At 66.2% G+C, this 25,124-nt stretch carries 21 protein-coding genes, 1 tRNA gene and 2 pseudogenes; 11 read left to right on the forward strand and 13 right to left on the reverse strand.

The window, feature by feature from the left end; all coding sequences use genetic code 11:
* Nucleotides 1–14 precede the first annotated feature (14 nt).
* The 7 genes and pseudogenes from MRS60_RS14125 to recA form a co-directional block, all read right to left on the reverse strand.
* The gene (locus tag MRS60_RS14125) at nucleotides 15–611 is read right to left on the reverse strand and encodes a pilin (protein ID WP_034178931.1); all 597 of its coding nucleotides are present in this window, start codon (nucleotides 609–611) and stop codon (nucleotides 15–17) included.
* A 97-nt stretch (nucleotides 612–708) separates the two neighbouring features.
* Nucleotides 709–1,413: a TerC family protein gene (locus MRS60_RS14130; RefSeq protein WP_105390024.1), complete on the reverse strand. Its 705-nt coding sequence runs from the start codon at nucleotides 1,411–1,413 to the stop codon at nucleotides 709–711.
* 156 nt (nucleotides 1,414–1,569) lie between these two features.
* Nucleotides 1,570–2,450, reverse strand: a pseudogene (gene sucD / locus MRS60_RS14135) (succinate--CoA ligase subunit alpha).
* 64 nt (nucleotides 2,451–2,514) lie between these two features.
* Nucleotides 2,515–3,681 (reverse strand): ADP-forming succinate--CoA ligase subunit beta, encoded by a 1,167-nt coding sequence (gene sucC / locus MRS60_RS14140; protein ID WP_034178934.1) that lies wholly within the window; start codon nucleotides 3,679–3,681, stop codon nucleotides 2,515–2,517.
* Between the two features lie 68 nt (nucleotides 3,682–3,749).
* Nucleotides 3,750–4,358 carry a DUF2889 domain-containing protein gene (locus MRS60_RS14145; protein WP_034178935.1) on the reverse strand — a complete coding sequence of 203 codons (609 nt, stop codon included), beginning with the start codon at nucleotides 4,356–4,358 and terminating at the stop codon, nucleotides 3,750–3,752.
* 146 nt (nucleotides 4,359–4,504) lie between these two features.
* Nucleotides 4,505–5,374 (reverse strand): recombination regulator RecX, encoded by an 870-nt coding sequence (gene recX, locus MRS60_RS14150; RefSeq protein ID WP_243564870.1) that lies wholly within the window; start codon nucleotides 5,372–5,374, stop codon nucleotides 4,505–4,507.
* Nucleotides 5,374–6,444 (reverse strand): recombinase RecA, encoded by a 1,071-nt coding sequence (recA, locus tag MRS60_RS14155; protein ID WP_034178937.1) that lies wholly within the window; start codon nucleotides 6,442–6,444, stop codon nucleotides 5,374–5,376. Before recA ends, recX begins: the two co-directional genes overlap by 1 nt.
* Before the next feature lie 190 nt (nucleotides 6,445–6,634).
* On the opposite strand from recA, the gene MRS60_RS14160 reads away from it, so the two are divergent.
* From MRS60_RS14160 to MRS60_RS14175, 4 genes are all read left to right on the forward strand, one after another.
* Entirely contained in the window at nucleotides 6,635–7,363 is a 729-nt protein-coding gene (locus tag MRS60_RS14160) for a response regulator transcription factor (protein ID WP_034178938.1), read from the forward strand.
* Between the two features lie 17 nt (nucleotides 7,364–7,380).
* On the forward strand, nucleotides 7,381–8,928 hold the full coding sequence (locus MRS60_RS14165) for a sensor histidine kinase (protein ID WP_034178939.1): 1,548 nt from the start codon (nucleotides 7,381–7,383) through the stop codon (nucleotides 8,926–8,928).
* A gap of 226 nt (nucleotides 8,929–9,154) precedes the next feature.
* Entirely contained in the window at nucleotides 9,155–10,813 is a 1,659-nt protein-coding gene (locus tag MRS60_RS14170; protein WP_034178940.1) for an MFS transporter, read from the forward strand.
* Between the two features lie 156 nt (nucleotides 10,814–10,969).
* A tRNA-Met gene (locus tag MRS60_RS14175) sits at nucleotides 10,970–11,046 on the forward strand.
* A 184-nt stretch (nucleotides 11,047–11,230) separates the two neighbouring features.
* Here the strand turns inward: MRS60_RS14175 and MRS60_RS14180 are convergent.
* Both MRS60_RS14180 and MRS60_RS14185 read right to left on the reverse strand, forming a co-directional pair.
* Complete coding sequence (locus MRS60_RS14180; protein WP_243564871.1) at nucleotides 11,231–12,205, reverse strand: LysR family transcriptional regulator; 975 nt, start codon at nucleotides 12,203–12,205, stop codon at nucleotides 11,231–11,233.
* A gap of 173 nt (nucleotides 12,206–12,378) precedes the next feature.
* Nucleotides 12,379–13,350 (reverse strand): GlxA family transcriptional regulator, encoded by a 972-nt coding sequence (locus MRS60_RS14185; RefSeq protein ID WP_243564872.1) that lies wholly within the window; start codon nucleotides 13,348–13,350, stop codon nucleotides 12,379–12,381.
* 117 nt (nucleotides 13,351–13,467) lie between these two features.
* On the opposite strand from MRS60_RS14185, the gene MRS60_RS14190 reads away from it, so the two are divergent.
* Both MRS60_RS14190 and MRS60_RS14195 read left to right on the forward strand, forming a co-directional pair.
* Entirely contained in the window at nucleotides 13,468–14,151 is a 684-nt protein-coding gene (locus tag MRS60_RS14190) for a DJ-1/PfpI family protein (protein WP_034178943.1), read from the forward strand.
* Nucleotides 14,152–14,210: 59 nt separating this feature from the next.
* Nucleotides 14,211–14,522 carry a cupin domain-containing protein gene (locus MRS60_RS14195; protein WP_034178944.1) on the forward strand — a complete coding sequence of 104 codons (312 nt, stop codon included), beginning with the start codon at nucleotides 14,211–14,213 and terminating at the stop codon, nucleotides 14,520–14,522.
* 36 nt (nucleotides 14,523–14,558) lie between these two features.
* Here MRS60_RS14195 and MRS60_RS14200 read toward each other — a convergent pair whose 3' ends face one another.
* Nucleotides 14,559–14,843: a PAAR domain-containing protein gene (locus tag MRS60_RS14200; RefSeq protein ID WP_034179418.1), complete on the reverse strand. Its 285-nt coding sequence runs from the start codon at nucleotides 14,841–14,843 to the stop codon at nucleotides 14,559–14,561.
* 449 nt (nucleotides 14,844–15,292) lie between these two features.
* Here MRS60_RS14200 and MRS60_RS14205 point away from each other — a divergent pair, with 449 nt between their 5' ends.
* Together MRS60_RS14205 and MRS60_RS14210 are read left to right on the forward strand one after the other, a co-directional pair.
* A complete protein-coding gene (locus tag MRS60_RS14205) occupies nucleotides 15,293–16,180 on the forward strand; it encodes a LysR family transcriptional regulator (protein ID WP_034178945.1) in 888 nt (295 codons plus the stop codon).
* 197 nt (nucleotides 16,181–16,377) lie between these two features.
* Entirely contained in the window at nucleotides 16,378–19,485 is a 3,108-nt protein-coding gene (locus MRS60_RS14210; protein WP_243564873.1) for a transglycosylase domain-containing protein, read from the forward strand.
* A 34-nt stretch (nucleotides 19,486–19,519) separates the two neighbouring features.
* Here MRS60_RS14210 and MRS60_RS14215 read toward each other — a convergent pair whose 3' ends face one another.
* Nucleotides 19,520–19,867: a GFA family protein gene (locus MRS60_RS14215; protein ID WP_034179419.1), complete on the reverse strand. Its 348-nt coding sequence runs from the start codon at nucleotides 19,865–19,867 to the stop codon at nucleotides 19,520–19,522.
* A gap of 153 nt (nucleotides 19,868–20,020) precedes the next feature.
* Here MRS60_RS14215 and MRS60_RS14220 point away from each other — a divergent pair, with 153 nt between their 5' ends.
* Nucleotides 20,021–20,269 carry a DUF1272 domain-containing protein gene (locus MRS60_RS14220; protein WP_243564874.1) on the forward strand — a complete coding sequence of 83 codons (249 nt, stop codon included), beginning with the start codon at nucleotides 20,021–20,023 and terminating at the stop codon, nucleotides 20,267–20,269.
* 18 nt (nucleotides 20,270–20,287) lie between these two features.
* On the opposite strand, the gene MRS60_RS14225 is transcribed toward MRS60_RS14220, so the two are convergent.
* A complete protein-coding gene (locus MRS60_RS14225; protein WP_034178948.1) occupies nucleotides 20,288–20,971 on the reverse strand; it encodes a FadR/GntR family transcriptional regulator in 684 nt (227 codons plus the stop codon).
* A gap of 155 nt (nucleotides 20,972–21,126) precedes the next feature.
* On the opposite strand from MRS60_RS14225, the gene dgoD reads away from it, so the two are divergent.
* Nucleotides 21,127–22,275 carry a galactonate dehydratase gene (gene dgoD / locus MRS60_RS14230; RefSeq protein WP_021160175.1) on the forward strand — a complete coding sequence of 383 codons (1,149 nt, stop codon included), beginning with the start codon at nucleotides 21,127–21,129 and terminating at the stop codon, nucleotides 22,273–22,275.
* Nucleotides 22,276–22,376: 101 nt separating this feature from the next.
* A pseudogene (locus MRS60_RS14235) lies at nucleotides 22,377–23,736 on the forward strand (IS3 family transposase).
* A 123-nt stretch (nucleotides 23,737–23,859) separates the two neighbouring features.
* Here MRS60_RS14235 and MRS60_RS14240 read toward each other — a convergent pair.
* Nucleotides 23,860–24,792, reverse strand: coding sequence for a CopD family protein (locus MRS60_RS14240; RefSeq protein ID WP_034178949.1), 933 nt, complete (start codon nucleotides 24,790–24,792; stop codon nucleotides 23,860–23,862).
* Nucleotides 24,793–25,124 lie beyond the last annotated feature (332 nt).

The raw sequence follows: 25,124 nt of genomic DNA on the forward strand, positions 1-25,124 counted from the left end.
CTCCTCCGCAGGCGCTACGCGCGGCACTCCGCGGGCGCATATTTCGCAGGCAGCGTCGCGGCCGTGCCCGGCAGCGGCCCGGCCCCAGGCGCCGGCAGCGACGACGCATCCTTGCCGGCGGCGAAGCACTCCCACGCAATCGCACCGGCCTGCATCGCGCCCTTTTTGAGCGCCACGCGCGCGGTGGGCGCATCGGCCTTGTCGGGCGCGGACGGCACGAGTACCAGCGTATTCGTGCCGGCCGCGGCGACGCGGGTCGTGAACGCGACCGTGATCTGGCCGGTCTCGCCGTCGATGGCAACCGATTCGACGTTGCGGGTCCCGGCCGGCGGGCTGTAGCCGCCGTCGAGGCTCGCACCGCTCGCCGCGTTGTCGGCAACCGCAAGCCGCGCGGACGACGCGAGCGCGAGCCCCTCGCCGACGCGCGAACGCGCGAGGTAATCCTGGTACGCGGGAATCGCATAGGCGGCGACGACGCCGACGATCGCCAGCACGATCATCAACTCGATCAGCGTGAAGCCGGCCGGCCGCCAGCGCGGCGACGGCCGGTTCGCGCGCCGCAGATCGGCGGCAACGCGACGGAACAGTGAAACGGAAAAGGCTTCGAACATGGCAGGCTCCGGAAACGAAAAACGCCTGCCGGTAAAGGCAGGCGTCTCGATCGTAGCCAGCGGGCTGCGAACCCGGCAGTCGGCCGGACGGCCAACGTCAGTGCGCGCCTGGTGCGCCGCGGCGGCGCCTGAGCGCGTAACCGGCCGCCACGACGAGCAGTGCGCCGGCCATGCTTGCGCCGTAGATCGCGGGTGGCGTATCGAGCACCGGCCAGCGGTCGCCAACCGGGTCGTTCACGATCAGCCCGCCCGCGATCCAGCCGAGCAGCGCGGCGCCGAGCGTGACGATGACGGGGAAGCGGTCGAGCATTTTCAGCACCAGCGTGCTGCCCCACACGATGATCGGCACGCTGACGACGAGCCCGAAGATCACGAGCGCGATCCGGTGCGACGGGTCGGCCTGCTCGGCCGCGCCGGCGATCGCGATCACATTGTCGAGGCTCATCACCGCATCGGCGATGACGATCGTCTTCACGGCGTCCCACAGCCGGTCGGCCGGCTTGATGTGGTCGTGTGCATCGGCGGCCGGCGCCATCAGCTTGACGCCGATCCACAGCAGCAGCAGCCCGCCGCCGATCTTCAGGAACGGCACGTCGAGCAGCGCGACCGCGAACGTGATCAGCGCGACGCGCAGCAGGATCGCCCCTGCGGTGCCCCAGACGACGCCGCGCAGCCGCTGGTTCGCCGGCAGGTTGCGGCACGCGAGCGCGATCACGACCGCGTTGTCGCCGCCGAGCAGGATGTCGATGATGACGATCTGGAGAACGGCGCCCCAGTGCAGCGACGTCAGGAATTCGAGCATGGGGGGATGTGCAGAATATGGCCACCCGGCGGGCGGCCCGGTTCATCGCCGGCACATGCGCGATGCATGCCCGGTGCTTACGAATTCATTGCGCGAGCATAACAAAAAACGCCGGCAAAGCCGGCGTTTTCTGCAGGACGAACCCAGGCGGAAATATTACAGCGCTGCCTTCAGCAGGCGGCCCATTTCCGACGGGTTGCGCGTGACGGTGATGCCGCACGCTTCCATGATTTCCAGCTTCGCTTCGGCCGTATCCGCACCGCCCGAGATCAGCGCGCCGGCGTGGCCCATGCGCTTGCCCGGAGGCGCCGTGACACCCGCGATGAAGCCGACGACCGGCTTCTTCATGTTGGCCTTGATCCACTCGGCCGCATTGGCTTCGTCCGGACCGCCGATTTCGCCGATCATCACGACCGCGTCCGTATCCGGATCGTCGTTGAACATCTTCATCACGTCGATGTGCTTCAGACCGTTGATCGGGTCGCCGCCGATGCCGACTGCCGACGACTGGCCGAGGCCGAGTGCCGTCAGCTGCGCCACGGCTTCATACGTCAGCGTGCCCGAACGCGACACGACGCCGATGCGGCCCTTGCGGTGGATGTGACCCGGCATGATGCCGATCTTCAGTTCGTCCGGCGTGATCGTGCCCGGGCAGTTCGGTCCGAGCAGCAGCGTCTTGCGGCCTTCGCGGCGCATGCGGTCCTTCACTTCGATCATGTCGCGCACAGGGATGCCTTCCGTGATGCAGATCGCGAGATCCAGATCGGCTTCGACCGCTTCCCAGATCGCAGCGGCCAGCCTGCCGGCGGAACGTAGATGACCGACACGGTCGCGCCGGTTTCTTCCTTCGCTTCCTTGACGCTTGCGTAGATCGGAATGCCTTCGAAATCTTCGCCGGCCTTCTTCGGGTTCACGCCCGCGACGAATGCTTCGCGGCCGTTTGCATATTCACGGCAGGCGCGCGTATGGAACTGACCGGTTTTGCCGGTGATGCCCTGCGTGATGACCTTCGTGTCCTTGTTGATCAGAATCGACATGTATTTTGACCTCTGTTCGATTGGCGTCGCGTATCTGCCGCGCCGCCATGCGTATTCGATAGCGTTACTTGCCTTCGGCAGCCGTGACGACCTTCTGCGCGGCTTCTTCCATGCTGTCCGCCGAGATGATCGGCAGGCCCGAGTCGGCCAGCATCTTCTTGCCGAGGTCCTCGTTCGTGCCCTTCATGCGCACGACGAGCGGCACCTTCAGGTTCACGGCCTTCGAACCGGCGATCACGCCTTCCGCGATCACGTCGCAGCGCATGATGCCGCCGAAGATGTTCACGAGGATCGCCTTCAGGTCCGGGTTCTTCAGCATCAGCTTGAACGCTTCCGTGACCTTCTCGGTCGTCGCGCCACCGCCGACGTCCAGGAAGTTCGCCGGCTCGCCGCCGAACAGCTTGATGGTGTCCATCGTCGCCATTGCCAGGCCTGCGCCGTTCACGAGACAGCCGATGTTGCCGTCGAGGGAGATGTACGCGAGGTCGAACTTCGACGCTTCGATTTCAGCCGGATCTTCTTCGTCCAGATCGCGGTACGCGACGATTTCCGGGTGGCGGAACAGCGCGTTCGAGTCGAAGTTGAACTTCGCGTCGAGTGCGATGACCTTGCCGTCGCCGGAGACGTTCAGCGGGTTGATTTCAGCCAGCGACGCGTCGGTTTCCCAGAATGCCTTGTACAGGCCTTGCAGGATCGCACGCGCTTGCGGAATCGAAGCAGCCGGCACGCCGATCTTCGCGGCGAGGTCGTCGGCTTGAGCATCGAGCAGGCCCGTCGACGGCTCGACGATGACCTTGTGGATCAGTTCCGGGTGCTTTTCGGCAACTTCTTCGATGTCCATGCCGCCTTCGCTCGAACCCATCAGAACGATCTTTTGCGACACGCGATCGACGACGAGGCTGACATACAGTTCCTGCTTGATGTCGGCGCCTTCTTCGATCATCAGACGGTTGACCTTCTGGCCTTCCGGACCGGTCTGGTGCGTGACGAGCTGCATGCCGAGGATCTGGTTCGCGTATTCGCGCACCTGCTCGATCGACTTCGCCACCTTCACGCCGCCGCCCTTGCCGCGACCACCCGCGTGGATCTGAGCCTTGACGACCCACACCGGGCCGCCGAGTTCTTCCGCCACCTTGACGGCCTCGTCAACCGAGAACGCCGGCTTGCCGCGCGGTACCGCGACTCCGAATTTCCGCAGGATTTCCTTACCCTGGTACTCGTGAATCTTCATGCGTGATTCCCTTCAGTCTGAGAGTTGGATGAAAAGTCGCTTAAGACGCTTCTTCGAATGATTTCCGTTCATTCCTTCGTGCTGCCGTCAACGGGCACATCCGGCCGACTCGCGCCATACCAGCGCGGGTAGTACTGCCGCACGACCTCGCCGTCGAACCGCAGCGCACGGCAGCGGCCGAGCTGGAAAGGCGGTTCGTCGCGCACGCCGTCGTGATCCGGCCCTTCGCCACCCTCCTCGCGCACGTTCCACACGTCACCGGCGAACGCCTGGATCGCTGCCGTCGGCAGCACGGCGCACAGTTCGGTGAGATGGGAGCAGCCTGCGACACCGGACAGCAGTCGGTTCGCATCGCGGCGGAAGTGGCGGAAGAGATTGAGCCCGATGAGGGCCCGATAGGCGGGAGGGGCGGATTGACACTGACCGGGATAGGGCACCCATTCCGAAGACGCTTCGGCGTCGACGACATTGAGTTCACGATCGATAGTCACGCGCAGCCAGAGTTCGTGGATCGGCAGGCCCTGGGGCCGGATGCCCGACGCAAGCGCGACATCGCGCGGCTTGTGGTCGGTCAGGCAGGCTTCGATGTCCCACAAGCCGTCGCCGCGCTCGTAAGCTTCCGCTCGGATTGCGCGTCGATGTCGCAACTGACGGGGCACGGGCTCGGATAGCGGCATGCTGGAGGTTGAGGCCGAAGAGGAAAACCCACGGATTTTAGCATATTGGGTATTTGAGACAGTTTGACGCGACGGCGGGTATTCCCGCCTGTCCGGGAGCGGTTGCGTTGCAGCAAAATCGCGCGCCACGCGCGCGACCGGAGCGCTCAATCGTCGATCGGGAAATCGTCGCCGACCTTCAGCAACTTCACGATGGTCGCGCTCGAGAAGCCGCGCGCAGCGAGAAAGCGCGCCTGCTTCGCACGCTCGGCCGGCGTTTGCGGCAATGCACCGAACTTCTTGCGCCAGACCGCCTGCGCGCGGGCCCATTCGGTCTCGCGCAGCTGCGCGTTCACTTCCTCAACGAGCGTGTCGCCGACCGCATGGCGCTTCAACTCGCTGACGATGCGCGCGACCCCGACGCGCGACGCACGACGATGCACGAGGCTCTCGGCGAAACGCGCGTCGGACAGCCAGCCTTCCTTCTCCAGCGCATCGAGCACCGGTTCGACGGACTCGTCTTCGCCGACATACGGCGCGAGCTTGCGCGCGAGTTCCGTGCGGCTGTATTCGCGCCTGGACAGATAGCCGAGCGCGCGGCCCTTCAACGAACGTTGCGGCTTCGACGACTTGCGTTTGCCGGCATCCGGATCGTCGCCGGAAGCAGCGCTTGAAGCAGCGCCGGACGCACGGCGCGTGCGGCGCGGATGCTGGCTGCTGCGCGTATAGACATCTTCCCTGGCAGGTGCCGACGCATCGGATGCGCGATTGCCCGGGAAGCTGACGCCGGACACGCGACGGCGGGACCGGTCGTGCGCGTCGAACGATTCATCGTCATCGAACGGATCGTCCGGTGCGGCAATCTCAAACGAAACGAGGGCATCGTCAGATGCCCTCGTCGCGGTGCGGTTCGCGGCGTTGCTGCCAGCGACCCGCCGGTCGGCGCCCGAGGATCCGGCTCGCCGGCCGGAGCGACCCGCCGTTTCGGGCGCGTCGCTCTCCTCCGGCTCGCCAGCCTGACCTCGGCGCCCGACCATCACTCTTCTTCGTCCATCGCCTCGGCTTCGTTGTCTACGCCATCGGGCATTGCGACGACGCCGAGCGATTCGCGGATGCGGTTCTCGATCTCGCGGGCGATTTCCGGATTCTCGCGCAGGAACTCACGCGCGTTGTCCTTGCCCTGGCCGATCTTCTCGCCGTTGTAGCTGTACCAGGCGCCTGCCTTGTCGACGATCTTCGCCTGCACGCCGAGGTCGATGATCTCGCCCTGGCGCGAGATGCCCTCGCCGTACAGGATGTCGAAGATCGCTTCGCGGAACGGCGGCGATACCTTGTTCTTGACGACCTTCACGCGGGTTTCGTTGCCGATCACCTCGTCGTTCTTCTTGATCGAGCCGATCCGGCGGATGTCGAGACGCACCGACGCATAGAACTTCAGCGCGTTGCCGCCCGTCGTGGTTTCCGGGTTGCCGAACATCACGCCGATCTTCATACGAATCTGGTTGATGAAGATCACGAGGCAGTTCGTGCGCTTGATCGTGCCGGTCAGCTTGCGCAGCGCCTGCGACATCAGGCGGGCCTGCAGGCCCGGCAGCGAATCGCCCATCTCGCCTTCGATTTCGGCCTTCGGCACGAGCGCCGCGACCGAGTCGATGACGATCATGTCGATCGAGCCCGAGCGCACCAGCGCATCGGTGATTTCCAGCGCCTGCTCGCCGGTGTCCGGCTGCGAGATCAGCAGTTCCGGCACGTTCACGCCGAGCTTCGCCGCGTACTGGACGTCGAGCGCGTGCTCGGCGTCGATGAACGCGGCCGTGCCGCCGATCTTCTGCAGTTCGGCGATCACCTGCAGCGTGAGCGTGGTTTTACCGGACGATTCCGGACCGTAGATCTCGACCACCCGGCCGCGCGGCAGGCCGCCGACGCCGAGCGCGATGTCGAGCCCCAGCGAACCCGTGGAGACGACCTGGATATCCTCGGCCACCTCGCCGTCGCCCATCCGCATGATCGACCCTTTGCCGAACTGCTTTTCGATCTGCGCGAGTGCGGCCGCCAGCGCCTTGCTCTTCTCGGCGGTCATCCCGGAGCCCTTCTTGCTTTCTTCCATGAATCGTCCTTTGCTATGATGAGCAGCGTCTGTTAAAGGCGCGCCCGCTTTCAAGCGCCGCCCACGAATGCAGACACTGTATAAAAAAACAGTGTTTTATGCAAGCCCGCAATGCGGGCTGCGTTGTACACGAATAACTTCGGAGACAGCCGCGCCGGCGCGAACACCCTGCCGGCCATCGGTCAGCAACATGCGAATTCTCATCGCCGAAGACGACAGCATACTCGCGGACGGCCTCACCCGGTCACTCCGCCAATCGGGCTATGCGGTCGACCACGTGAAGAACGGCGTCGATGCCGATACGGCGCTGTCGATGCAGACATTCGACCTGCTGATCCTCGATCTCGGGCTGCCGAAAATGTCCGGGCTCGACGTGCTCAAGCGCCTGCGCGCCCGCAATTCCAACCTCCCCGTGCTGATCCTGACCGCCGCCGACAGCGTCGACGAGCGCGTGAAGGGCCTCGATCTCGGCGCGGACGATTACATGGCCAAGCCGTTCGCACTCAACGAACTCGAGGCACGCGTGCGCGCACTGACCCGGCGCGGCGCGGGCGGCGGCCCGACCGTCGTGCGGCACGGCTCGCTCGCATTCGACCAGGTCGGCCGCATCGCGTACGCGAACGATCACGTGCTCGATCTGTCCGCGCGCGAACTCGGCCTGCTCGAGGTGCTGCTGCAGCGGATCGGCCGGCTCGTATCGAAGGAGCAGCTCGTCGACCATCTGTGCGAATGGGGCGAGGAAGTCAGCAACAACGCGATCGAAGTCTACGTGCACCGGCTGCGCAAGAAGATCGAACCGAGCGGCGTCCGGATCTCGACCGTGCGCGGCCTCGGCTATTGCCTCGAAAAGGTCGCGCCCGCCGCGCCGGCCGACACCACAGCGCCCCAGCCCGCGACGGCCGGCACGCCGCTGCGCTGAAGCCGGGCGTCGCCGCGATGGCCACGCCGGCCCATTCCCGCCACCCGACCGGCGCGCCGTCGTCGGCCGCCGACGATGCGCGCGACGCGCGCTACGAGAACCCGTTCGCGCCGCCCGACGAAACCGATGCGCCCGAGGCGCCGCGCCCGCGCTCGCTGTTCGGCGAAATCCTCGACTGGATGCTCGCGCCGCTGCTGCTACTGTGGCCGATGAGCATCGCCGTCACCTATCTCGTCGCGAAGACGATCGCGAACGGCCCGTTCGACCGCGCGCTCGAGACCAACGCATACGTGCTCGCGCGCCAGATCCACCCGGTGAACGGCGTCGCCGAGCTGACGCTGCCGGAGCAGACGCGCGACTTCCTGCGCGCGGACAACGTCGACAGCGTCTACTTCCAGGTGCTCGGCGCGCGCGGCGAGCTGGTCGCGGGCGAAGCCGACATGCCGCTGCCGCGCGACGAGGACCGCCCGCCGCCGGGCGTCGTCGTGTTTCGCGACGACCTGCTGCGCGGCAACGACGTGCGCGTCGCATATACGACGGTCGCGCTGCCGCAGGCGAGCGGCACGCAGCCGGTGCTCGTGCAGGTCGGCGAGACGCTCGACAAGCGCAACGCGCTCGCGAACGACATCATCAAGGGCGTGATCCTGCCGCAGTTCGTGATCCTGCCGCTCGCGATCCTGCTCGTCTGGTTCGGGCTGTCGCGCGGGCTCGCGCCGCTCAATGCGCTGCAGGCGCACATCCGCGCGCGGCGGCCCGACGACCTGTCGCCCGTCGAGGCGCAGCGCGCACCGCCCGAGATCGAACCGCTCGTCACGTCGTTCAACGACCTGCTCGCGCGTCTCGAACAGAACATGGCGCTGCAAAAGCGCTTCATCGCCGACGCCGCGCACCAGATGAAGACGCCGCTCGCGGGCCTGCGCACGCAGGCCGAGTTCGCGCTGCGCCACCCCGTGCCGCCCGACGTGCAGCGCTCGCTCGAGCAGATCGCGACGAGCTCCGAGCAGGCCGCGCGGCTCGTCACGCAACTGCTTGCGCTCGCGCGCGCCGAGAACCGCGCGAGCGGGCTCACGTTCGAGCCGGTCGAGATCGCCGCGCTCGCACGGCGCGCGGTGCGCGACTGGGTGCAGGCCGCGCTCGCGAAGCGGATGGATCTCGGCTACGAAGGCCCGCCGGACGACGCGCCGCTCGACGTCGACGGCAACCCGGTGATGCTGCGCGAGATGCTCGGCAACCTGATCGACAACGCGATCCGCTACACGCCGGAAGGCGGCCGCATCACGGTGCGCGTGCGCGCCGATCGCGCGGCGCGGCTCGCGCATCTCGAAGTCGAGGACACGGGGCCCGGCATCCCGGCCGCCGAACGCGAGCGCGTCGTCGAGCGCTTCTACCGGATCCTCGGCCGCGAAGGCGACGGCAGCGGCCTCGGGCTCGCGATCGTGCGCGAGATCGCCACGCAGCACGGCGGCACGCTGACGCTCGACGATCACGTCTACCAGCAGGCGCCCCGCCTCGCCGGCACGCTCGTGCGCGTCAGCCTGCCGCTGGCGGAAACCGCTCCGGATTAACCCTGACGCGCACTGCAGCAATGCGACGCGATCGCGCCGAAACCGGCGGTTTGCCGGACGTTCGCACCATGATCGGCGCGCGAAGCATCCGGTTCGGCACGGGTTAACGCGCAGTCGTTTTGTGCGCGCGAGTCAGTGCGCCGTAAGTTTCCGTGCCAATAATCGTCGACAGGCCCGCCCACCCAAGGCGGCCGCATATCTATATCAAGGGACTTGGAGACGATTCATGGCAACGTTAGGCGGGCAAATTTCGCACGCGCCGATGACGGGCGAAGAGAAAAAGGTGATCTTCGCGTCGTCGCTCGGGACCGTGTTCGAGTGGTACGACTTTTATCTGGCCGGCTCACTCGCGGCCTACATCAGCAAGAGCTTCTTCTCCGGCGTCAATCCGACCGCCGCGTTCATCTTCACGCTGCTCGGCTTCGCGGCCGGCTTCGCGGTGCGGCCGTTCGGCGCGATCGTGTTCGGCCGGCTCGGCGACATGGTCGGACGCAAGCACACGTTCCTCGTGACGATCGTGATCATGGGCCTCTCGACGTTCGTGGTCGGCTTCCTGCCCGGCTACTCGTCGATCGGCATCGCCGCGCCGGTGATCTTCATCGCGATGCGGCTGCTGCAGGGCCTCGCGCTCGGCGGCGAGTACGGCGGTGCGGCGACCTACGTCGCCGAGCATGCGCCGTCGAACCGGCGCGGCTTCTACACCGCGTGGATCCAGACGACCGCGACGCTCGGCCTGTTCCTGTCGCTGCTCGTGATCCTCGGCGTGCGCACGTTCATCGGCGAGGAAGCGTTCGGCAACTGGGGCTGGCGCGTGCCGTTCGTCGCATCGATCGCGCTGCTCGCGGTGTCGGTGTGGATCCGGCTGCAGCTGAACGAATCGCCGGTGTTCCTGCGCATCAAGTCGGAAGGCAAGACGTCGAAGGCGCCGCTGACCGAAGCGTTCGGCCAGTGGAAGAACCTGAAGATCGTGATCCTCGCGCTCGTCGGCCTGACCGCCGGCCAGGCCGTCGTGTGGTACACGGGCCAGTTCTACGCGCTGTTCTTCCTCACGCAGACGCTGAAGGTCGACGGCGCGAGCGCGAACATCCTGATCGCGATCGCGCTCCTGATCGGCACGCCGTTCTTCCTGTTCTTCGGGTCGCTGTCGGACAAGATCGGCCGCAAGCCGATCATCCTCGCGGGCTGCCTGATCGCGGCGCTGACCTACTTCCCGCTGTTCAAGGCGCTCACGCACTACGCGAACCCGCAGCTCGAGATCGCCACGCAGAAGGCACCGATCACCGTCGTCGCCGATCCGGCCACCTGCTCGTTCCAGTTCAACCCGGTCGGCACGTCGAAGTTCACGAACTCGTGCGACATCGCGAAGAGCGCGCTCGCGAAGGCCGGCCTGAACTACGAGAACGTCGCGGCACCGGCCGGCACGATGGCCGAAATCAAGGTCGGCGATACGGTGATCCCGGCGTACGACGGCAAGGCGGCCGACGCGAAGGCGCAGGGCGCGGCGTTCGACAAGACGCTCGCATCGACGCTGAAGGGAGCCGGCTACCCGGCGAAGGCCGACCCGGCGCAGCTCAACTGGCCGATGACGATCGTGATCCTGACGATCCTCGTGATCTACGTGACGATGGTCTACGGGCCGATCGCCGCGATGCTGGTCGAGATGTTCCCGACGCGGATCCGCTATACGTCGATGTCGCTGCCCTACCACATCGGCAACGGCTGGTTCGGCGGCTTCCTGCCGGCAACCGCGTTCGCGATCGTCGCGGCGAAGGGCAACATCTACTCGGGGCTCTGGTATCCGATCATTATCGCGCTGGGCACGTTCGTGATCGGCCTGCTGTTCGTCAAGGAGACGAAGGACTCGAACATCTACGCGCAGGATTGATGTCGAAGCGCGGGCTGGCGGCGGTTGCCGGGTTTGCTCCGGTGACCGGCAACCGGCTCCGCGCCGACGCCGGCTCGGGCCGCCGGCAACTTTTTTCACCTAAGACGAAAAAAGGTGTTGACAGCCCGACGGTCGATCTCCATAATTCATTTCTTCGGCGAATTAGCTCAGTCGGTTAGAGCGACGGAATCATAATCCGCAGGTCCGGGGTTCGAGTCCCTGATTCGCCACCAAATGCAAAAGGGCCCAGCGCAAGCTGGGCCCTTTTTCTTTGCTTGGAAAAAACGCTCCGGTCGCGGTCGGCATCAACGTCATCGGCTTTGCAGCCACGACGATGCCGTAAGGCAAACCAACCGACAGCGCATTAACGATGCCGATGAAACCGGCGCAGCCGACGACCAGGCCGCACCGCTTCCATCACGCCGCCACCGATCCCCTCTCCAGCTTCGCCGCGTGCGCAAGCACCTTCCCGCGCCAGTTCTCCCCACCCTCCAGCGCCGGCGTCGACTCGAACACCTCCGCGATCCAGTCGGCGAACACACGCACCTTCTGCGACAAATGCCGGTTGTGCGGATAAACGATCGAAATCGGCTTCGGCTTCGGATTGCAGTCCGGCAGCACCTCGACCAGCGATCCGTCGAGCAGGTTCGGCAGCACCATGAACAGCGTCGGCTGGATCATCCCGAATCCTTCGAGCCCGCACGTCACGTAGGCATCCGAATCGTTGACCGTGACCTCCCCGCTCATCCGCACCTCGACCGGCTTGCCGTCGATCATGAACACCCACGGAATCGCACGCGCGCCGTGGCTCGAACGGAAATTCACCGCATGATGTTCGGCAAGATCGGCAATCTCGTGCGGCTCGCCGTGACGCGCGATGTAATCGGGCGACGCACAGGTCACGCGTTTCAGCATCCCGATGCGCCGCGCGACCATCGACGAATCCTCGAGCGGCCCGACCCGGATCATGCAGTCGATCCCCTCCTCGACCGGATCCACGTAGCGGTCGGAAAGCCCCAGCTCGAGCGTGATGTCCGGATAACGCTGCCGGAAAATCGACAGCGACGGCAGCACGATGCGCCGCCCGAGCGAACTCGGCATATGGACGCGCAGCACGCCGCTCGGCTTGCGGTTGCCGGTCTGGAAGCTCGCGTCGGCTTCCGCGATCTCCGCGATGATCTTCATGCAATGCTCGTAGTACGCGGCACCTTCCGGCGTCAGCGACAGCCGGCGCGTCGTCCGGTGCATCAGGCGCACGCCGAGCAGCGCCTCGAGATTCTGGATGATGGTCGTCACCGACGCGCGCGGCATCGCGAGCGTCTCGGCCGCGCGCGTAAAGCTGTTCGCGTCGACCACACGGGTAAAAACTTCCATTGCCTGGATGCGGTCCATGCTGCCCCCTTCGAATCGCCAACAGGACAGAATAGAGCGCGCGGCGGGCGCGACACAAGCCCCCGCCTATTGTTCTCCAACCCGGAATAGTCTTGGTGCTTCGCACTGGAAAATGATCGGTTTTCGTTCAGTTCCAGACGACAACCGCTCCGGCCCCGATCGCGCGCCGCGCGTTACCGCACGAACCGCTCCCGATACGCCTGCGGCGACACGCCCAGCACACGCACGAAGCTGCGCCGCAACGTCTCCTCCGAGCCGAATCCGCACCGCGCGGCGATCCGCTTGACGGGCCAGGTCGTTTCACCGAGCAGGCGCTGCGCGGCCTCGACGCGGATCTGCTCGACCGCGCGCGCGGGCGTGCGGCCGGTTCCCGCGCGATAGTGGCGCACGAAGCTGCGCTCGCTCATGCGCACGCGCTCGGCCAGCGCGGGCACCGACAGGTCGGCCGTCAGGTGCTCGGCCATCCACGCATGCAGTTCGCCGAACCGGTCGTCGGTGCGCTGCATCGACAGCATCGCGCTGAACTGCGCCTGTCCGCCCGGACGCTTCAGGAACACGACGAGTTCGCGTGCGGCGTCGAGCGCGGTCGCGCGGCCGAGATCCTCCTCGACCAGCGCGAGCGCGAGATCGATGCCGGCCGTCACGCCGGCCGACGTCCACAGCGCGCCTTCGCGGATGAAGATCGGATCGGCTTCGACGCGCACGTTCGGGTAGCGCGCCGCGAATTCGTCGCAGCGCGACCAGTGCGTGACCGCGCGCCGCCCTTCGAGCAGGCCGGCCTCGGCCAGCAGGAACGCGCCGGTGCAGACCGACGCAACGCGCCGCGCGCGCTCCGTCTGCTGCCGCACCCAGCGCACCAGCCGGACATCCTGCGATGCCGCGTGCACGCCCTTGCCGCCGGCGACGATCACCGTATCGGGACGGCGCGCGGCCGAGCGCAGCGACTCGGCCATCACGACGAGGCCCGACGACGTCTCGACGGGCCCGGCGTCCGCCGCGACGACACGCGGCGCATACGGCGCCGGCTGCCCGCGCTCCAGCGCGAGTTCGTTGACGGACGCGAACACCTGCAGCGGCCCCGACACATCGAGCAATTGCGCGCGGGGGAACGCGAGGATCAGGATCGAACGCGGGGCGGCAGGCATGGCGATTGGCTTAAAACGTGGGCGATATGGCAATTTCGCCAAACACTACGCGCCTAGAATCGATCTGTCCATCGTGTGCCGGCAACGGCGCGCTCCTCTTTCACCCGGAGTCTTCGCATGACCCTGCATATCGGCCTTCTCGTGTTTCCCGGCGTCCAGCAACTCGATCTCACCGGCCCGCACGACGTGCTCGCGTCGCTGCCCGACGCAGCCGTCCACCTGGTCTGGAAGTCGCGCGATGCCGTCGCGTCGAGCAGCGGCCTCGCGCTCGCGCCGACCTGCACGTTCGACGACTGCCCGCCGCTCGACGTGATCTGCGTCCCGGGCGGCATCGGGATCAACGACCTGCTGCTCGATGCCGAAACGATCGCGTTCGTGCAGCAGCGCGCGGCCACCGCGCGCTACGTGACGTCGGTCTGCACGGGCGCGCTGCTGCTCGGCGTGGCCGGCCTGCTGCGCGGGCGGCGTGCGACGACCCACTGGGCGTTCCACGCGCTGCTCGAACCGCTGGGTGCGGTGCCCGTGCGCGAGCGTGTCGTGCGCGACGGCAACCTGATCACGGGCGGCGGCGTGACGGCCGGCATCGACTTCGCGCTGACGATCGCCGCGGAACTGGCCGGCGATGAAGAGGCGCAGGCGATCCAGCTTCAGCTCGAATACGCGCCGGCGCCGCCGTTCGACGCCGGCTCGCCCGACACCGCGCCGGCATCGGTCGTGAAGCGCGTCACCGAGCGTTCGGCGGCCGGTTTCGCGAAACGCAAGCAGATAATCGAGCAGGCGCTGCGCGCGATGTCGCGTTGAATTCGGGTGCGGAGGAATTGACTGGAAGACGACGCGCACTCGCGCCGGAGAACACATCGATGAACATCATCCGCAGCGCGGCATTCACCGCGAACCGCCCGTGGGGCGCGCTCGACGTCGCGAACCTGAACGGCATCACGGTCCGGCTGCACTGGACCGACCAGCCGTATCGATGGCATGTAAACGACGGCGACGAAGTGTTCGCGGTGCTCGACGGTCGCGTCGAGATGCGCTACCGCGTAGCGGGCAACGAGCACGCAACGGTGCTCGAAACCGGCGACGTCTTCCACGCGACGGCCGGCACCGAGCACGTCGCGCATCCGCTCGGCGAAGCGCGCATCCTCGTGATCGAGACGGAAGGCAGCGTCTGAAGTCGGGCCGCCGTGCGCCGTGCCGCGCGGCGGGTTTTACCCCGAGATCGTCCCCGTGCCCTGCGACGGGATCAGTTTCGGCTGCGGCGTGCACACGCACTGGCACAGGTCGTGTTCGAGCGCGACGACCTTGCCCATCACGGTCATCGTCCGCTCGCCGCCGTCCGACACGATCACGCCCGTCGTCTTGCACGCGGCGCAGAACACGGGCGCGCCGAGATAGGCGAGTTCGCGTCCGTCGAACGACGAATTGGCGATCCCTTCGAGCACCACGCCGCCGTGGTCGGTCGTGTCGCCCTTCAGAATGAATTTGCGGCTCATGATATCGGTTCTTCCCTCGGAAACGCCGCGCCGCGCGGCAGCGAGGCCGCGCACGGGCAATCGGACACCGCCCGTCGATTGCGGGCGTCCCGCGAGGATATCACCGCCACGCGCCGCCGCACGCCGCCATCTGGTGCCGGGACGCCGCCGCGACGAAAACGACGCATCCGACTCGTATTGCACCGCACTGCGAATATGACGCCGCCTTTTTAGGACAATAAGCCAGATTTTTAGTACTTTTACAAAAAACAAAATCATCAACCAATATTTTTCAATCCCCAGGCAAAGCGATGGAATCGCAGGCCGCCTCGACCCAACCCTACATACTCCAACGCCATCCGCATCGGATTGATGCACGATTTCATAAAACTTTATCTCACATCAAAATCGCTCAAAGTCCAGCCGCCGACAGATAGAATTCAGTTAACAAATTAAGTTTTCCGAAAAAAATGGATGAATTTCTATCGATACGATTATTCGTCAAGGTGGCCGAACTACAGAGCTTCGCGCGTGCAGCCGCCGAACTGAACATCTCCAATTCATCGGCCACCCGCCTGGTCATGGACATCGAGGAGCGGCTCGGCGTACGCCTGCTGAATCGCACGACCCGCAGCCTGTCGCTGACCGACGCCGGCCACCTGTATCTGGCGCAGATGCGCCACGTCGTCGACGAAATCGACCGCGTCGAGGAAGCGATCGCGTCGACGCACCACGAGCCGGTCGGCTCGCTGAAAATCGTCGCGCCGGTCATGTTCGGCATGCATGTGCTCGGGCCCGCGATCGATTCCTTCAAGGCATGCCATCCGAACATCGTGCCGGAAGTCACGCTCGTCGACCGTCACGTCGATCTCGTCTCGGAGGGCTTCGATGTCGGCCTGCTGCTGTCGCAGCACATCAGCAACAGCACGCTGGTGAAACGCCTGCTCACGCGGCTGAAACTCGTCGTATGCGCATCTGCTCAGTATCTCGAACGACATGGCGCGCCGGCTCATCCGCATGACCTGGCCGCCCATGCGTGCCTGGCATTCCACTCCGACTTCGCGGGCGAATACCTGTCGTTCGATCACGGTCATGCGCATCTCACCGTGCACCCCAATAAATCCGCGTCGTCGAACAATCTCGGGCTGATCCGAAGCTGGGCGCTCGCGGGCGTGGGCGTCGCGGTGCTGCCGGACTTCCTGGTCGAAGCGGAACTCGGCGACGGCCGGCTGCTGGCGCTGCTGCCCGACTATCGGCTCGAGGAACTTCAGATGAACATCGCGTACCCGAGCCGCCGGCACTTTCCGCGCAAGGCGCGCCTGTTCGTCGATCACCTGGTCGAGCATTTCGTCGGTTGAATGAAGTCATCGCGCACTATTTCCCCCTTCCGGCGCTGCCCCAAATCGGGGCGGCGGCCGGGCGCTCCGCCCGGTTCAGGCACGTGCGTTGCGTCGGCGCATCTCGGTAGTGAACCGCCTTGGCAGCACGCGGTTGAGGACTACACTAATCCTTAATGGGGTGCGGCCGGAGCCCGCGCCTTCAGGGAGACGCCGCCATGAATCGGCCGCTGAATCGTATCCTGCCGCGCGTGACCGGTCTCGCATCGGTCTGGACGTGGGTCAAATGGTCTTTGCTGGCCGCGCTGCTGATCGCGCTCGCGATCGTTGCGCGACTCGTGCAGACCGAGATCGAAACGTCCCGGCTGCAGGCGCGCTACCTGTCCGAGCTCACCCGCGATGTCGGCTACACGGTCGAAACGGGCCCGAGCGATCACATCCGCTTCCCCGCGAACGGCCCCTACGACCAGCGCCTCGGCTACGCGATGATTCCGTCGTTCCAGGAGCGGCTGCTCGCGCGCGGCTTCGTCGTCGGCAAGCAGGCGCGCGATTCGCAACGGATGCTGTCGCTCGGCGAGCGCGGATTGTTCCTCCCTTACGAAGAAAAGGACCAGACGGGCCTGATGCTGTTCGATTCGACCGGCGCGCCGCTGTTCGCGACCGTGTTCCCGCAGCGCGTCTATGCCGACTTCGACACGGTGCCGCGCGTGGTCGTCGATTCGCTGCTGTTCATCGAGGATCGCTACCTGCTCGACGCGAACGAACCGAACCGCAACCCGGCGATCGACTGGGGGCGCTTCAGCCGCGCGCTCGCCGACCAGGCGCTGCACGTCGTCAACCGTCACCAGGCACGCCCGGGCGGCAGCACGCTCGCGACCCAGATCGAGAAGTTCCGCCATTCGCCCGAAGGCCGCACCGCGACGCCGCCCGAGAAGCTGCGGCAGATCGCGTCGGCGTCGATCCGCGCGTATCTGAACGGCCCTCAGACGATGCTCGCGCGCCGCACGATCGTCGTGCGCTACCTGAACTCGGTGCCGCTCGCCGCGCGGCCGCATATCGGCGAAATCACCGGCATCGGCGACGGTCTCGCCGCCTGGTACGGCCGCGACTTCAACGAAGTGAACCGGATCCTGTCCGCGCCGACGACCGGCGACAACGTCGACGAACAGGGCAAGACGTTCCGCGAGGTGCTGTCGCTGATCATCGCGCAGCGCGCGCCGTCGTACTTCCTCAACCGCGGCTATCCGGCGCTGCAGCGGCTGACCGACAGCTACCTGCGGCTGCTGTCGAACGGCGGCGTGATCTCGCCTGCATTGCGCGATGCCGCGCTGTCCGCGCAGATCGAACGCAGTGCGCCGCCTGCCGCCGCGCTGGTGCAGTCGTTCGTGTCGCGCAAGGCCGTGACGTCCGCGCGCGCGTCGCTGCTGTCGGCCCTCGGCATCAGCGACGTGTACCAGCTCGACCTGCTCGACCTGGAGGCGACCAGCACGCTCGACAACGGCGTGCAGCAGGCCGTCGCCGAGCGGCTCGCGAAGGCATCGACGCGCGACGGCGCGCAGGCCGCCGGCCTCTACGGCTACGAGATGCTCGCGCCGAAGGACGACCCGTCGCATCTCACGTACAGCTTCACGCTGTACGAACGCCGCAACGGCGCGAACATGCTGCGCGTGCAGACCGACAGCGTGAACGAGCCGTTCGACGTGAATCGCGGCGGCCGCATCAACCTCGGCTCGACCGCGAAACTGCGCACGCTGATCACGTACCTGCAGATCGTCTCCGACCTGCACGCGCGCTATGCGAACCTGTCGAACGCGCAGCTTGCGCGCGTGAAACCCGACCCGGTCGACGGGCTGTCGCGCTGGGCGCTCGACTATCTGTCGCATACGCGCGACCGCTCGCTGCAGGCGATGCTCGACGCGGCCGTCGAACGCAAGTACTCGGCAAGTCCCGACGTGTTCTACACGGGCGGCGGCGCGCAGGTGTTCTCGAACTTCGAGAAGTCGGACAACGGCCGCATCCTGACGCTGCACACCGCGTTCGAGCATTCGGTCAACCTCGTGTTCGTGCGGCTGATGCGCGACATCGTCCACTACGAGACGCTGCAGGCGGCCGGCCCGTCGTCGTCGTGGCTCGGCGATCCCGAACAGCGCCGGCATTACCTGCAGCAGTTCGTCGACGGCGAAAGCCAGGTCTACGTGAAGCGCTACTACACGCGCTATGCGGGCAAGGCACCCGATGATGCGCTGGCGCTGATGCTGAAGGACGTGCGCAAGTCGCCGCCGAAGATCGCGACGGTGCTGCGCAGCGTCGCGCCGAACGAATCGCTCGCGTGGTTCGATGCGCAGATGCGCGCGCAACTGAAGGGCACGCCGGCCGCGACGTTGTCCGACGACGATCTCGCCGCGCTCTACGCGAAATACGCGATCGACCGCTTCAACCTCAACGATCGCGGCTATATCGCGAGCGTGCACCCGCTCGCGCTGTGGACGCTCAACTACCTGCGCGCGCACCCGAGCGCGTCGCTCGGCGAGGTCCAGCGCGAGAGCCGCGATGCGCGTTTCTACACGTATTCGTGGCTGTACAAGACGCGCTACCACGCGACCCAGGACCGTCGCATCCGCCGCATGGTCGAGCTGCGCGCGTACGCGGAGATCACGAAGTCGTGGCGCGCGCTCGGCTACCCGTTCGCGGAAGTCACGCCGTCCTACGCGGCCGCGATCGGCGCATCGGGCGACCAGCCCGACGCGCTCGCGAAACTGATCGGCCTGATCGCGAACGGCGGCCAGAAAGCGCCGACCGAGACGATCACGCGGCTCGACTTCGCGAAGGGCACGCCGTACGAGACGCGCTTCGTGCGCGCGGCCGCGCAGCCGCAGCCGATGCTGTCGCCGGAAATCGTCAACGTGGCGCACACGCTGCTGCGCGACGTCGTGCTCAGCGGCACCGCGCGCCGCCTCGCGGGCGGCTTCACGCTGCCCGACGGCAAGACGCTCGAGGTATACGGCAAGACGGGGACCGGCGACCAGCGCTTCAACGTCTACGCGCGCGGCGCGCGGCTGATCGAGTCGCGCAAGGTGAACCGCAGCGGCACGTTCGTGTTCGTACTCGGCGACCGGTTCTTCGGGGTGCTGACGGCAACCGCGCACGAACCGTACGCGGCGCGCTACGACTTCACGAGCGCAATGGCCGTGCAGTTGCTGAAGTCGATGGCGCCGGCGCTCGCGCCGCTGATCGAACGTCCGGCCGCCACCGGCACGCACGCCGCGGACCCCGCGCCGCAGGCGGAAATGCCCGCGCCAAGCACCGCCGCGGGGCGGCCGTCCTGACCGCCGCGCGTATGTTCAATCGATGGCACGCCGCTCAGTGCGAGCGGCCGTCGTAGTGCGTGACGGGCAGCGTGTCGAGGTCGACATCCTCGAGGCAGCGCACGTTGATCGCGGCCATCGCAGTGCCGTTCGGATGAACGCCCTCGGCGAACGGATGCATGCCGCAGCGCTTGCAGAAGCGATGGCTGATCACGTGCTTGTTGAACAGGTAGGTCGCGAGATTCTCGTCGGGCGTGAGGAGCTTCATGTGGTCGCGCGGCACGAACCACATCAGCGCGCCCTTGCGCTGGCAGATCGAGCAGTTGCACGCCATCACGCCCTGCAGGTCGCCTTCCACTTCGAACTTCACGTCGCCACAGTGACAGCTTCCGCGATAAAGCATGGTCGTCTCCCGGTGCGGCCCGTGCGCGTCGGCGGCGCCCGGACGGGACACCGTTGGCCAGGCCGATTCAAGCGGGTACAGTAGCGCGCACATGCGCCGCGCGCAATGTCCGGCGGCGCCCGTCCTGACCCTCCCCAACCAAGGAAAACCATCATGCTCGAACTGCGCCCCGGCTGCGAATGCTGCGACAAGGACCTGCCGCCCGATTCGGCAGATGCGCGCATCTGCACGTTTGAGTGCACGTTCTGTGCGACCTGCGCCGACGACGCGCTGAAAGGCCGCTGCCCGAACTGCGGCGGCGACCTGGTCGTGCGCCCGCGGCGTCCGGCAAGCCTGCTCGCGAAGTATCCTGCGTCGACGGAGCGCATCCACAAGCCGGGCGGCTGCGCAAACGCCGCCTGAAGGCGCCGCCCCGCCCCGTCACGACATCTCGATCCGCGCGCGTGTCACCGCGAGCAGCGCCGCCATCGCGCGGCGCGCGCCGTCCTCGTCGCGCACGCGGATCGCGTCGCTGACGGCCGTGTGCTCGGCAAGCGATGCGTTGTACACGTCCGCGCGGCGCGCATTCAGACGCAGTTGTGCCTCGAGCGTGCGATCGATCAGCGCGCCGAGCGGCACCAGCAACTCGTTGCCGCCCGCCGCGAGCACGCTCAGGTGAAAGCGCAGGTCGGCGCGCACCCATTCGTCTACGTTGCGTGCATCGGCCATCGCGCGCGCCGCGTCGTCGATCGCGTCGAAGGCTTCCGGCGTATGCGCGCGCGCGGCGAGCGCGGCCGCGTACGGCTCGATCATCTCGCGCATCTCCTGCAGCTTCAGCGCGAACGCGAGCGGCGGCGCGACGCGCGCGTACCAGTCGAGCAGGTCGGCGTCGAGCAGGTTCCACGCATGGCGCGGCCGCACGCGCGTGCCGACCTTCGGCCGCGATTCGACCAGCCCCTTCGACGTCAGCGTGCGCAGCGCCTCGCGCATCACCGTGCGGCTCACGCCGTACAGCTCCATCAGGTCGGGCTCCCTCGGCAGCAGCGATTCGGGCGGATAGTCGCCGCGCAGGATCGCCGTCGCAAGCCGGAAAGCCGTCTGTCCATGCAGGTCGTGTTGAATGATCGTTCTCCGTTGGGCCGGCGTGCAGGCTGCCCACTATCTGCACAATAATGCTATTAATACTATTTTTTATCCGGCTACGCTAGGATAATCGCGAAAGCACGCGACCGTGCGCCGCGCCCGAGCGCCCGCGCCGGCCAACCATGGAGACTCGTATCGTGAAAATCACCCGCCTCGAAACTTTCGTCGTCCCGCCGCGCTGGCTGTTCCTCAAGATCGAAACCGACGAAGGCATCGTCGGCTGGGGCGAGCCGGTCGTCGAAGGCCGCGCGCACACGGTCGAGGCCGCGGTGCAGGAACTGGCCGACTACCTCGTCGGCCGCGACCCGCTGCTGATCGAGGATCACTGGCAGGTGATGTACCGCGCGGGCTTCTACCGCGGCGGCCCGATCATGATGAGCGCGATCGCGGGCGTCGACCAGGCGCTGTGGGACATCAAGGGCAAGCATCACGGCGTGCCGGTGCACGCGCTGCTGGGCGGCCAGGTGCGCGACCGCATCAAGGTGTATTCGTGGATCGGCGGCGACCGGCCGAGCGACGTCGCGAACAATGCGCGCGCAGTCGTCGAGCGCGGCTTCAAGGCCGTGAAGATGAACGGCTCCGAGGAGCTGCAGATCGTCGACACCTACGACAAGGTCGAGCAGGTGATCGCGAACGTCGCGGCCGTGCGCGACGCGGTCGGCCCGCACGTCGGGATCGGCGTCGACTTCCACGGCCGCGTGCACAAGCCGATGGCGAAGGTGCTCGCGAAGGAGCTCGACCCGTACAAGCTGATGTTCATCGAGGAACCCGTGCTGTCGGAGAACGCCGAGGCGCTGCGCGACATCGTCAACCAGACCAACACGCCGATCGCGCTCGGCGAACGGCTGTACTCGCGCTGGGACTTCAAGCACATCCTCGCGGGCGGCTACGTGGACATCATCCAGCCCGACGCGTCGCACGCGGGCGGCATCACCGAGTGCCGCAAGATCGCGACGCTCGCGGAAAGCTACGACGTCGCGCTCGCACTGCACTGCCCGCTCGGCCCGATCGCGCTCGCCGCGTGCCTGCAGCTCGATGCGGTCAGCTACAACGCGTTCATCCAGGAACAAAGCCTCGGCATCCACTACAACCAGGGCAACGACCTGCTCGACTACCTGCGCAACCCCGAGGTGTTCCGCTACGAGGACGGCTTCGTCGCGATCCCGCAGGGCCCGGGGCTCGGCATCGACGTCAACGAGGAAAAGGTGCGCGAGATGGCCAAGACGGGCCACCGCTGGCGCAACCCGGTGTGGCGCCACGCGGACGGCAGCGTCGCCGAGTGGTGAGCACGCTGCGTATCGCGCGATACGCATCGACTTCGAAGCGGCCACCCGACTGAATTGACCCCCAAGAGTTGGACATCACTCCAACCCTTGGGGGTTTTTTCATGACGAAGTATGACCCGTCGTTCAAGCAACAATTGGTCAAGGCATATCTGAGCGGCGAAGGCAGTTGCGAGTCGCTCGGCCGGAAGTACGGAGTTGGGTATTCAACACTGCGGCGTTGGGTGAGCGCTTTCCGGGTACATGGCAAAGCAGGGCTGCGCAAGAAGCACGAGACGTATAGCACTGACTTCAAGATGTCGGTGCTGCAACACATGTGGCGCCATGAGCTGTCATACCAGCGCACATGCGCGGTATTCGATTTGCGCGAAGCCAACTGCGTGAGTCGCTGGGAGCGCCAGTATCATGAGGGTGGTTTCGAAGCTCTCATGCCGCGCCGCAAAGGCCGGCCACCCAAGATGTCAAAGCCCAAACAGCCTGCCCAGCCTACTGCCGTGCCCGCAGACGAGCGCTCACGCGAAGACCTTCTTAAAGAGAATGAGTATCTGCGCGCGGAGGTGGCGTACCTAAAAGTTGGACGAACTGCTCCGAGCCAAGGAGCAAGCAAAGCCAAAGAAACCGCGCAAATCGTGAACGCCTTGCGTGAGCATCATTCGTTAAGCGTCTTGCTCAAGGTTTCAGGCCTGGCTCGTAGTACGTTCTATTACCAAGTGGCAGCGACCAAGGCGGGAGATCGTCACGCCGAGCTCAAGGCGAAGATCGCCGATGTCTTCGCCCAGCATAAGGGCGTTACGGCTATCGCCGGATCACGCTTGCATTGCGTCGAGCGGGCACTTGGGTCAACCGCAAGACGGTGCAGCGACTGATGTCAGTGCTGCGTCTGAAGTCGCTCGTTCGGCCCAAGAAATATCGGTCCTATCGGGAGAGCGTGGGCGCATAGCGCCGAATCTACTCAACCGCCAATTCGAAGCCAATAGGCCCAACGAGAAGTGGGTGACGGATGTGACCGAATTCAATGTCGGCGGCAAGAAGCTATATCTGTCGCCGGTTCTGGATTTGTACAACGGCGAGATCATTGCCTGGCAAATGAGCGAGCGCCCTGACTTCGCCATGATCAAAGCCATGCTGGACAAGGCATTCAAGCGGCTGGCACCTGATGAGGCACCGATGCTGCATTCGGATCAAGGCTGGGCTTATCAAATGCGAGAATACTGCGAACAGCTTGCTGAGCGAGGCATGCCGCAGAGCATGTCACGCAAGGGCAACTGCTTGGATAATGCCGCGATGGAAAGCTTCTTCGGCACACTCAAATCCGAGTGCTTCCGGTTGACACACTTCGCAGACGTCCAGCAATTGCGTCGCGCCATTGCCGACTACATCCGCTATTACAATCACGACCGCATCAAGCTCAAGCTAAAAGGGCTGAGTCCCGTGCAGTACAGAACTCAGCCCTTGGCGGCCTAATTTACCCGTCCAACTTTACGGGGTCAGCTCAGACAGGCGGCCGTTTTTACGTGAGCGGCGCGACGAGCTGCACGTGCCGGGCACGCGCCGGCGGCCTTGCGTCGCGCCGCGAGGAACCTGCCGTCAACCGAGCGCCGCGAACCCCGGCACGCTGAACGACAGCACGGCGGCCGCGACGAACACGCCGATCATCGTCATCCCTTCGAGATGCAGGATGTTGCGGAACGTGTGCGCATCCTCGGTCGACGCGGTGCGGCGCAGCCGCGGCAGCGCCGAGAAGCGATTCAGGCCGCCGAGCACGAGCGCGAGTGCGACGAGCAGCAGCTTCAGCAGCAACACGCGCCCCCACGTGCTGCCGTCGAGCGGCGCGAGCGAGCCGCCGAGCCCGCGCAGCGCATTGAGCACGCCCGTCCCGAGCAGGAATACGACCGCGATGATCGACGTACGCGACAGGTGCTGGCCGATGCGGATCAGCGCGCCGCGTGCGACCGACGAACCGAGCGCCGGCAGCACCGCGAGCCCGCCCGCGAGCACGAGGCCGCCCCACACGGCCGTCGCGAGCAGGTGCAGCGTCTGCACGCCGACCGCCGCGGACAGCGCGCCCGGATCGGCCGCATGGCCGAGCGATGCCTTGCCGGCCGCGACCACGATCACCGCGAGCCACAGCACCGCGTGCGCGCCCGGGCCCTCCGGCTTCGCCAGCGCGACGATCGCGAGCACCACCGCGCCGGCGAACGCGACGCTCCATGCGAAGCCCGCGTGCGTTTGCATCAGCACGACGGGAATCGCGGCGAACGCGCCGCCGAGCCCCGCGCCGCTCATCGTCGCGGCCTCGTAGACCAGCCAGCCGAGATCCGCGAGCACGAGCGCCAGCGCCGCCGCGACCAGCGAATGTTGTGCGCGCAACCACGCGGGATGCGAAGGCGAGATGACCGGCCGCGCGCCGTCCTTGCCGAGCCACGCCTTGAGCAGCGCCGAGCCGACCGCCATCGCGAACGCGGCGTCCATCAGCGCCGCGAGCGCGACCTGCCCGATCCACAAGCTGTCGAACTTCATTGCGCGCACCCTCCCGGAAACGGCCGGCCGGCGGCGCGGCGGCAACGGGACAGACAGCGGGAACGAGGCAACGGCACGGTATAAAACGTCATTGATGAATCCGGAAACGGGAGAAATGACTGGACCTGCGGCGGAGGCGGCGCCGCGCGACCCGCGAGTGTACGGTCTTCGATGGTGAAAGCGCACGCCGGTTCACTTCGCCGCCGCGCAATACGCGTCAAATTGTCGCAAGTCGTAAACAGACAGGAACCGCTGTCCTTTTGCCAAATAGCCGTCATTACCCATCGATGATAGAATGCCGCGTCGCAGCAGCCCGGCTGTCCTGCCGTCCA

Source organism: Burkholderia pyrrocinia (assembly GCF_022809715.1).
Classification (GTDB): Bacteria; Pseudomonadota; Gammaproteobacteria; order Burkholderiales; family Burkholderiaceae; genus Burkholderia; species Burkholderia pyrrocinia_C.

What these genes read in the sequence shown, in the direction of transcription:
- MRS60_RS14125 (WP_034178931.1), bottom strand. Translation starts at nt 611, where the DNA reads ATGTTCGAAGCCTTTTCCGTTTCACTGTTCCGTCGCGTTGCCGCCGAT.
- MRS60_RS14130 (WP_105390024.1), bottom strand. Translation starts at nt 1,413, where the DNA reads ATGCTCGAATTCCTGACGTCGCTGCACTGGGGCGCCGTTCTCCAGATC.
- sucC (WP_034178934.1), bottom strand. Translation starts at nt 3,681, where the DNA reads ATGAAGATTCACGAGTACCAGGGTAAGGAAATCCTGCGGAAATTCGGA.
- MRS60_RS14145 (WP_034178935.1), bottom strand. Translation starts at nt 4,358, where the DNA reads ATGCCGCTATCCGAGCCCGTGCCCCGTCAGTTGCGACATCGACGCGCA.
- recX (WP_243564870.1), bottom strand. Translation starts at nt 5,374, where the DNA reads ATGGTCGGGCGCCGAGGTCAGGCTGGCGAGCCGGAGGAGAGCGACGCG.
- recA (WP_034178937.1), bottom strand. Translation starts at nt 6,444, where the DNA reads ATGGAAGAAAGCAAGAAGGGCTCCGGGATGACCGCCGAGAAGAGCAAG.
- MRS60_RS14160 (WP_034178938.1), top strand. Translation starts at nt 6,635, where the DNA reads ATGCGAATTCTCATCGCCGAAGACGACAGCATACTCGCGGACGGCCTC.
- MRS60_RS14165 (WP_034178939.1), top strand. Translation starts at nt 7,381, where the DNA reads ATGGCCACGCCGGCCCATTCCCGCCACCCGACCGGCGCGCCGTCGTCG.
- MRS60_RS14170 (WP_034178940.1), top strand. Translation starts at nt 9,155, where the DNA reads ATGGCAACGTTAGGCGGGCAAATTTCGCACGCGCCGATGACGGGCGAA.
- MRS60_RS14180 (WP_243564871.1), bottom strand. Translation starts at nt 12,205, where the DNA reads ATGGACCGCATCCAGGCAATGGAAGTTTTTACCCGTGTGGTCGACGCG.
- MRS60_RS14185 (WP_243564872.1), bottom strand. Translation starts at nt 13,350, where the DNA reads ATGCCTGCCGCCCCGCGTTCGATCCTGATCCTCGCGTTCCCCCGCGCG.
- MRS60_RS14190 (WP_034178943.1), top strand. Translation starts at nt 13,468, where the DNA reads ATGACCCTGCATATCGGCCTTCTCGTGTTTCCCGGCGTCCAGCAACTC.
- MRS60_RS14195 (WP_034178944.1), top strand. Translation starts at nt 14,211, where the DNA reads ATGAACATCATCCGCAGCGCGGCATTCACCGCGAACCGCCCGTGGGGC.
- MRS60_RS14200 (WP_034179418.1), bottom strand. Translation starts at nt 14,843, where the DNA reads ATGAGCCGCAAATTCATTCTGAAGGGCGACACGACCGACCACGGCGGC.
- MRS60_RS14205 (WP_034178945.1), top strand. Translation starts at nt 15,293, where the DNA reads ATGGATGAATTTCTATCGATACGATTATTCGTCAAGGTGGCCGAACTA.
- MRS60_RS14210 (WP_243564873.1), top strand. Translation starts at nt 16,378, where the DNA reads ATGAATCGGCCGCTGAATCGTATCCTGCCGCGCGTGACCGGTCTCGCA.
- MRS60_RS14215 (WP_034179419.1), bottom strand. Translation starts at nt 19,867, where the DNA reads ATGCTTTATCGCGGAAGCTGTCACTGTGGCGACGTGAAGTTCGAAGTG.
- MRS60_RS14220 (WP_243564874.1), top strand. Translation starts at nt 20,021, where the DNA reads ATGCTCGAACTGCGCCCCGGCTGCGAATGCTGCGACAAGGACCTGCCG.
- MRS60_RS14240 (WP_034178949.1), bottom strand. Translation starts at nt 24,792, where the DNA reads ATGAAGTTCGACAGCTTGTGGATCGGGCAGGTCGCGCTCGCGGCGCTG.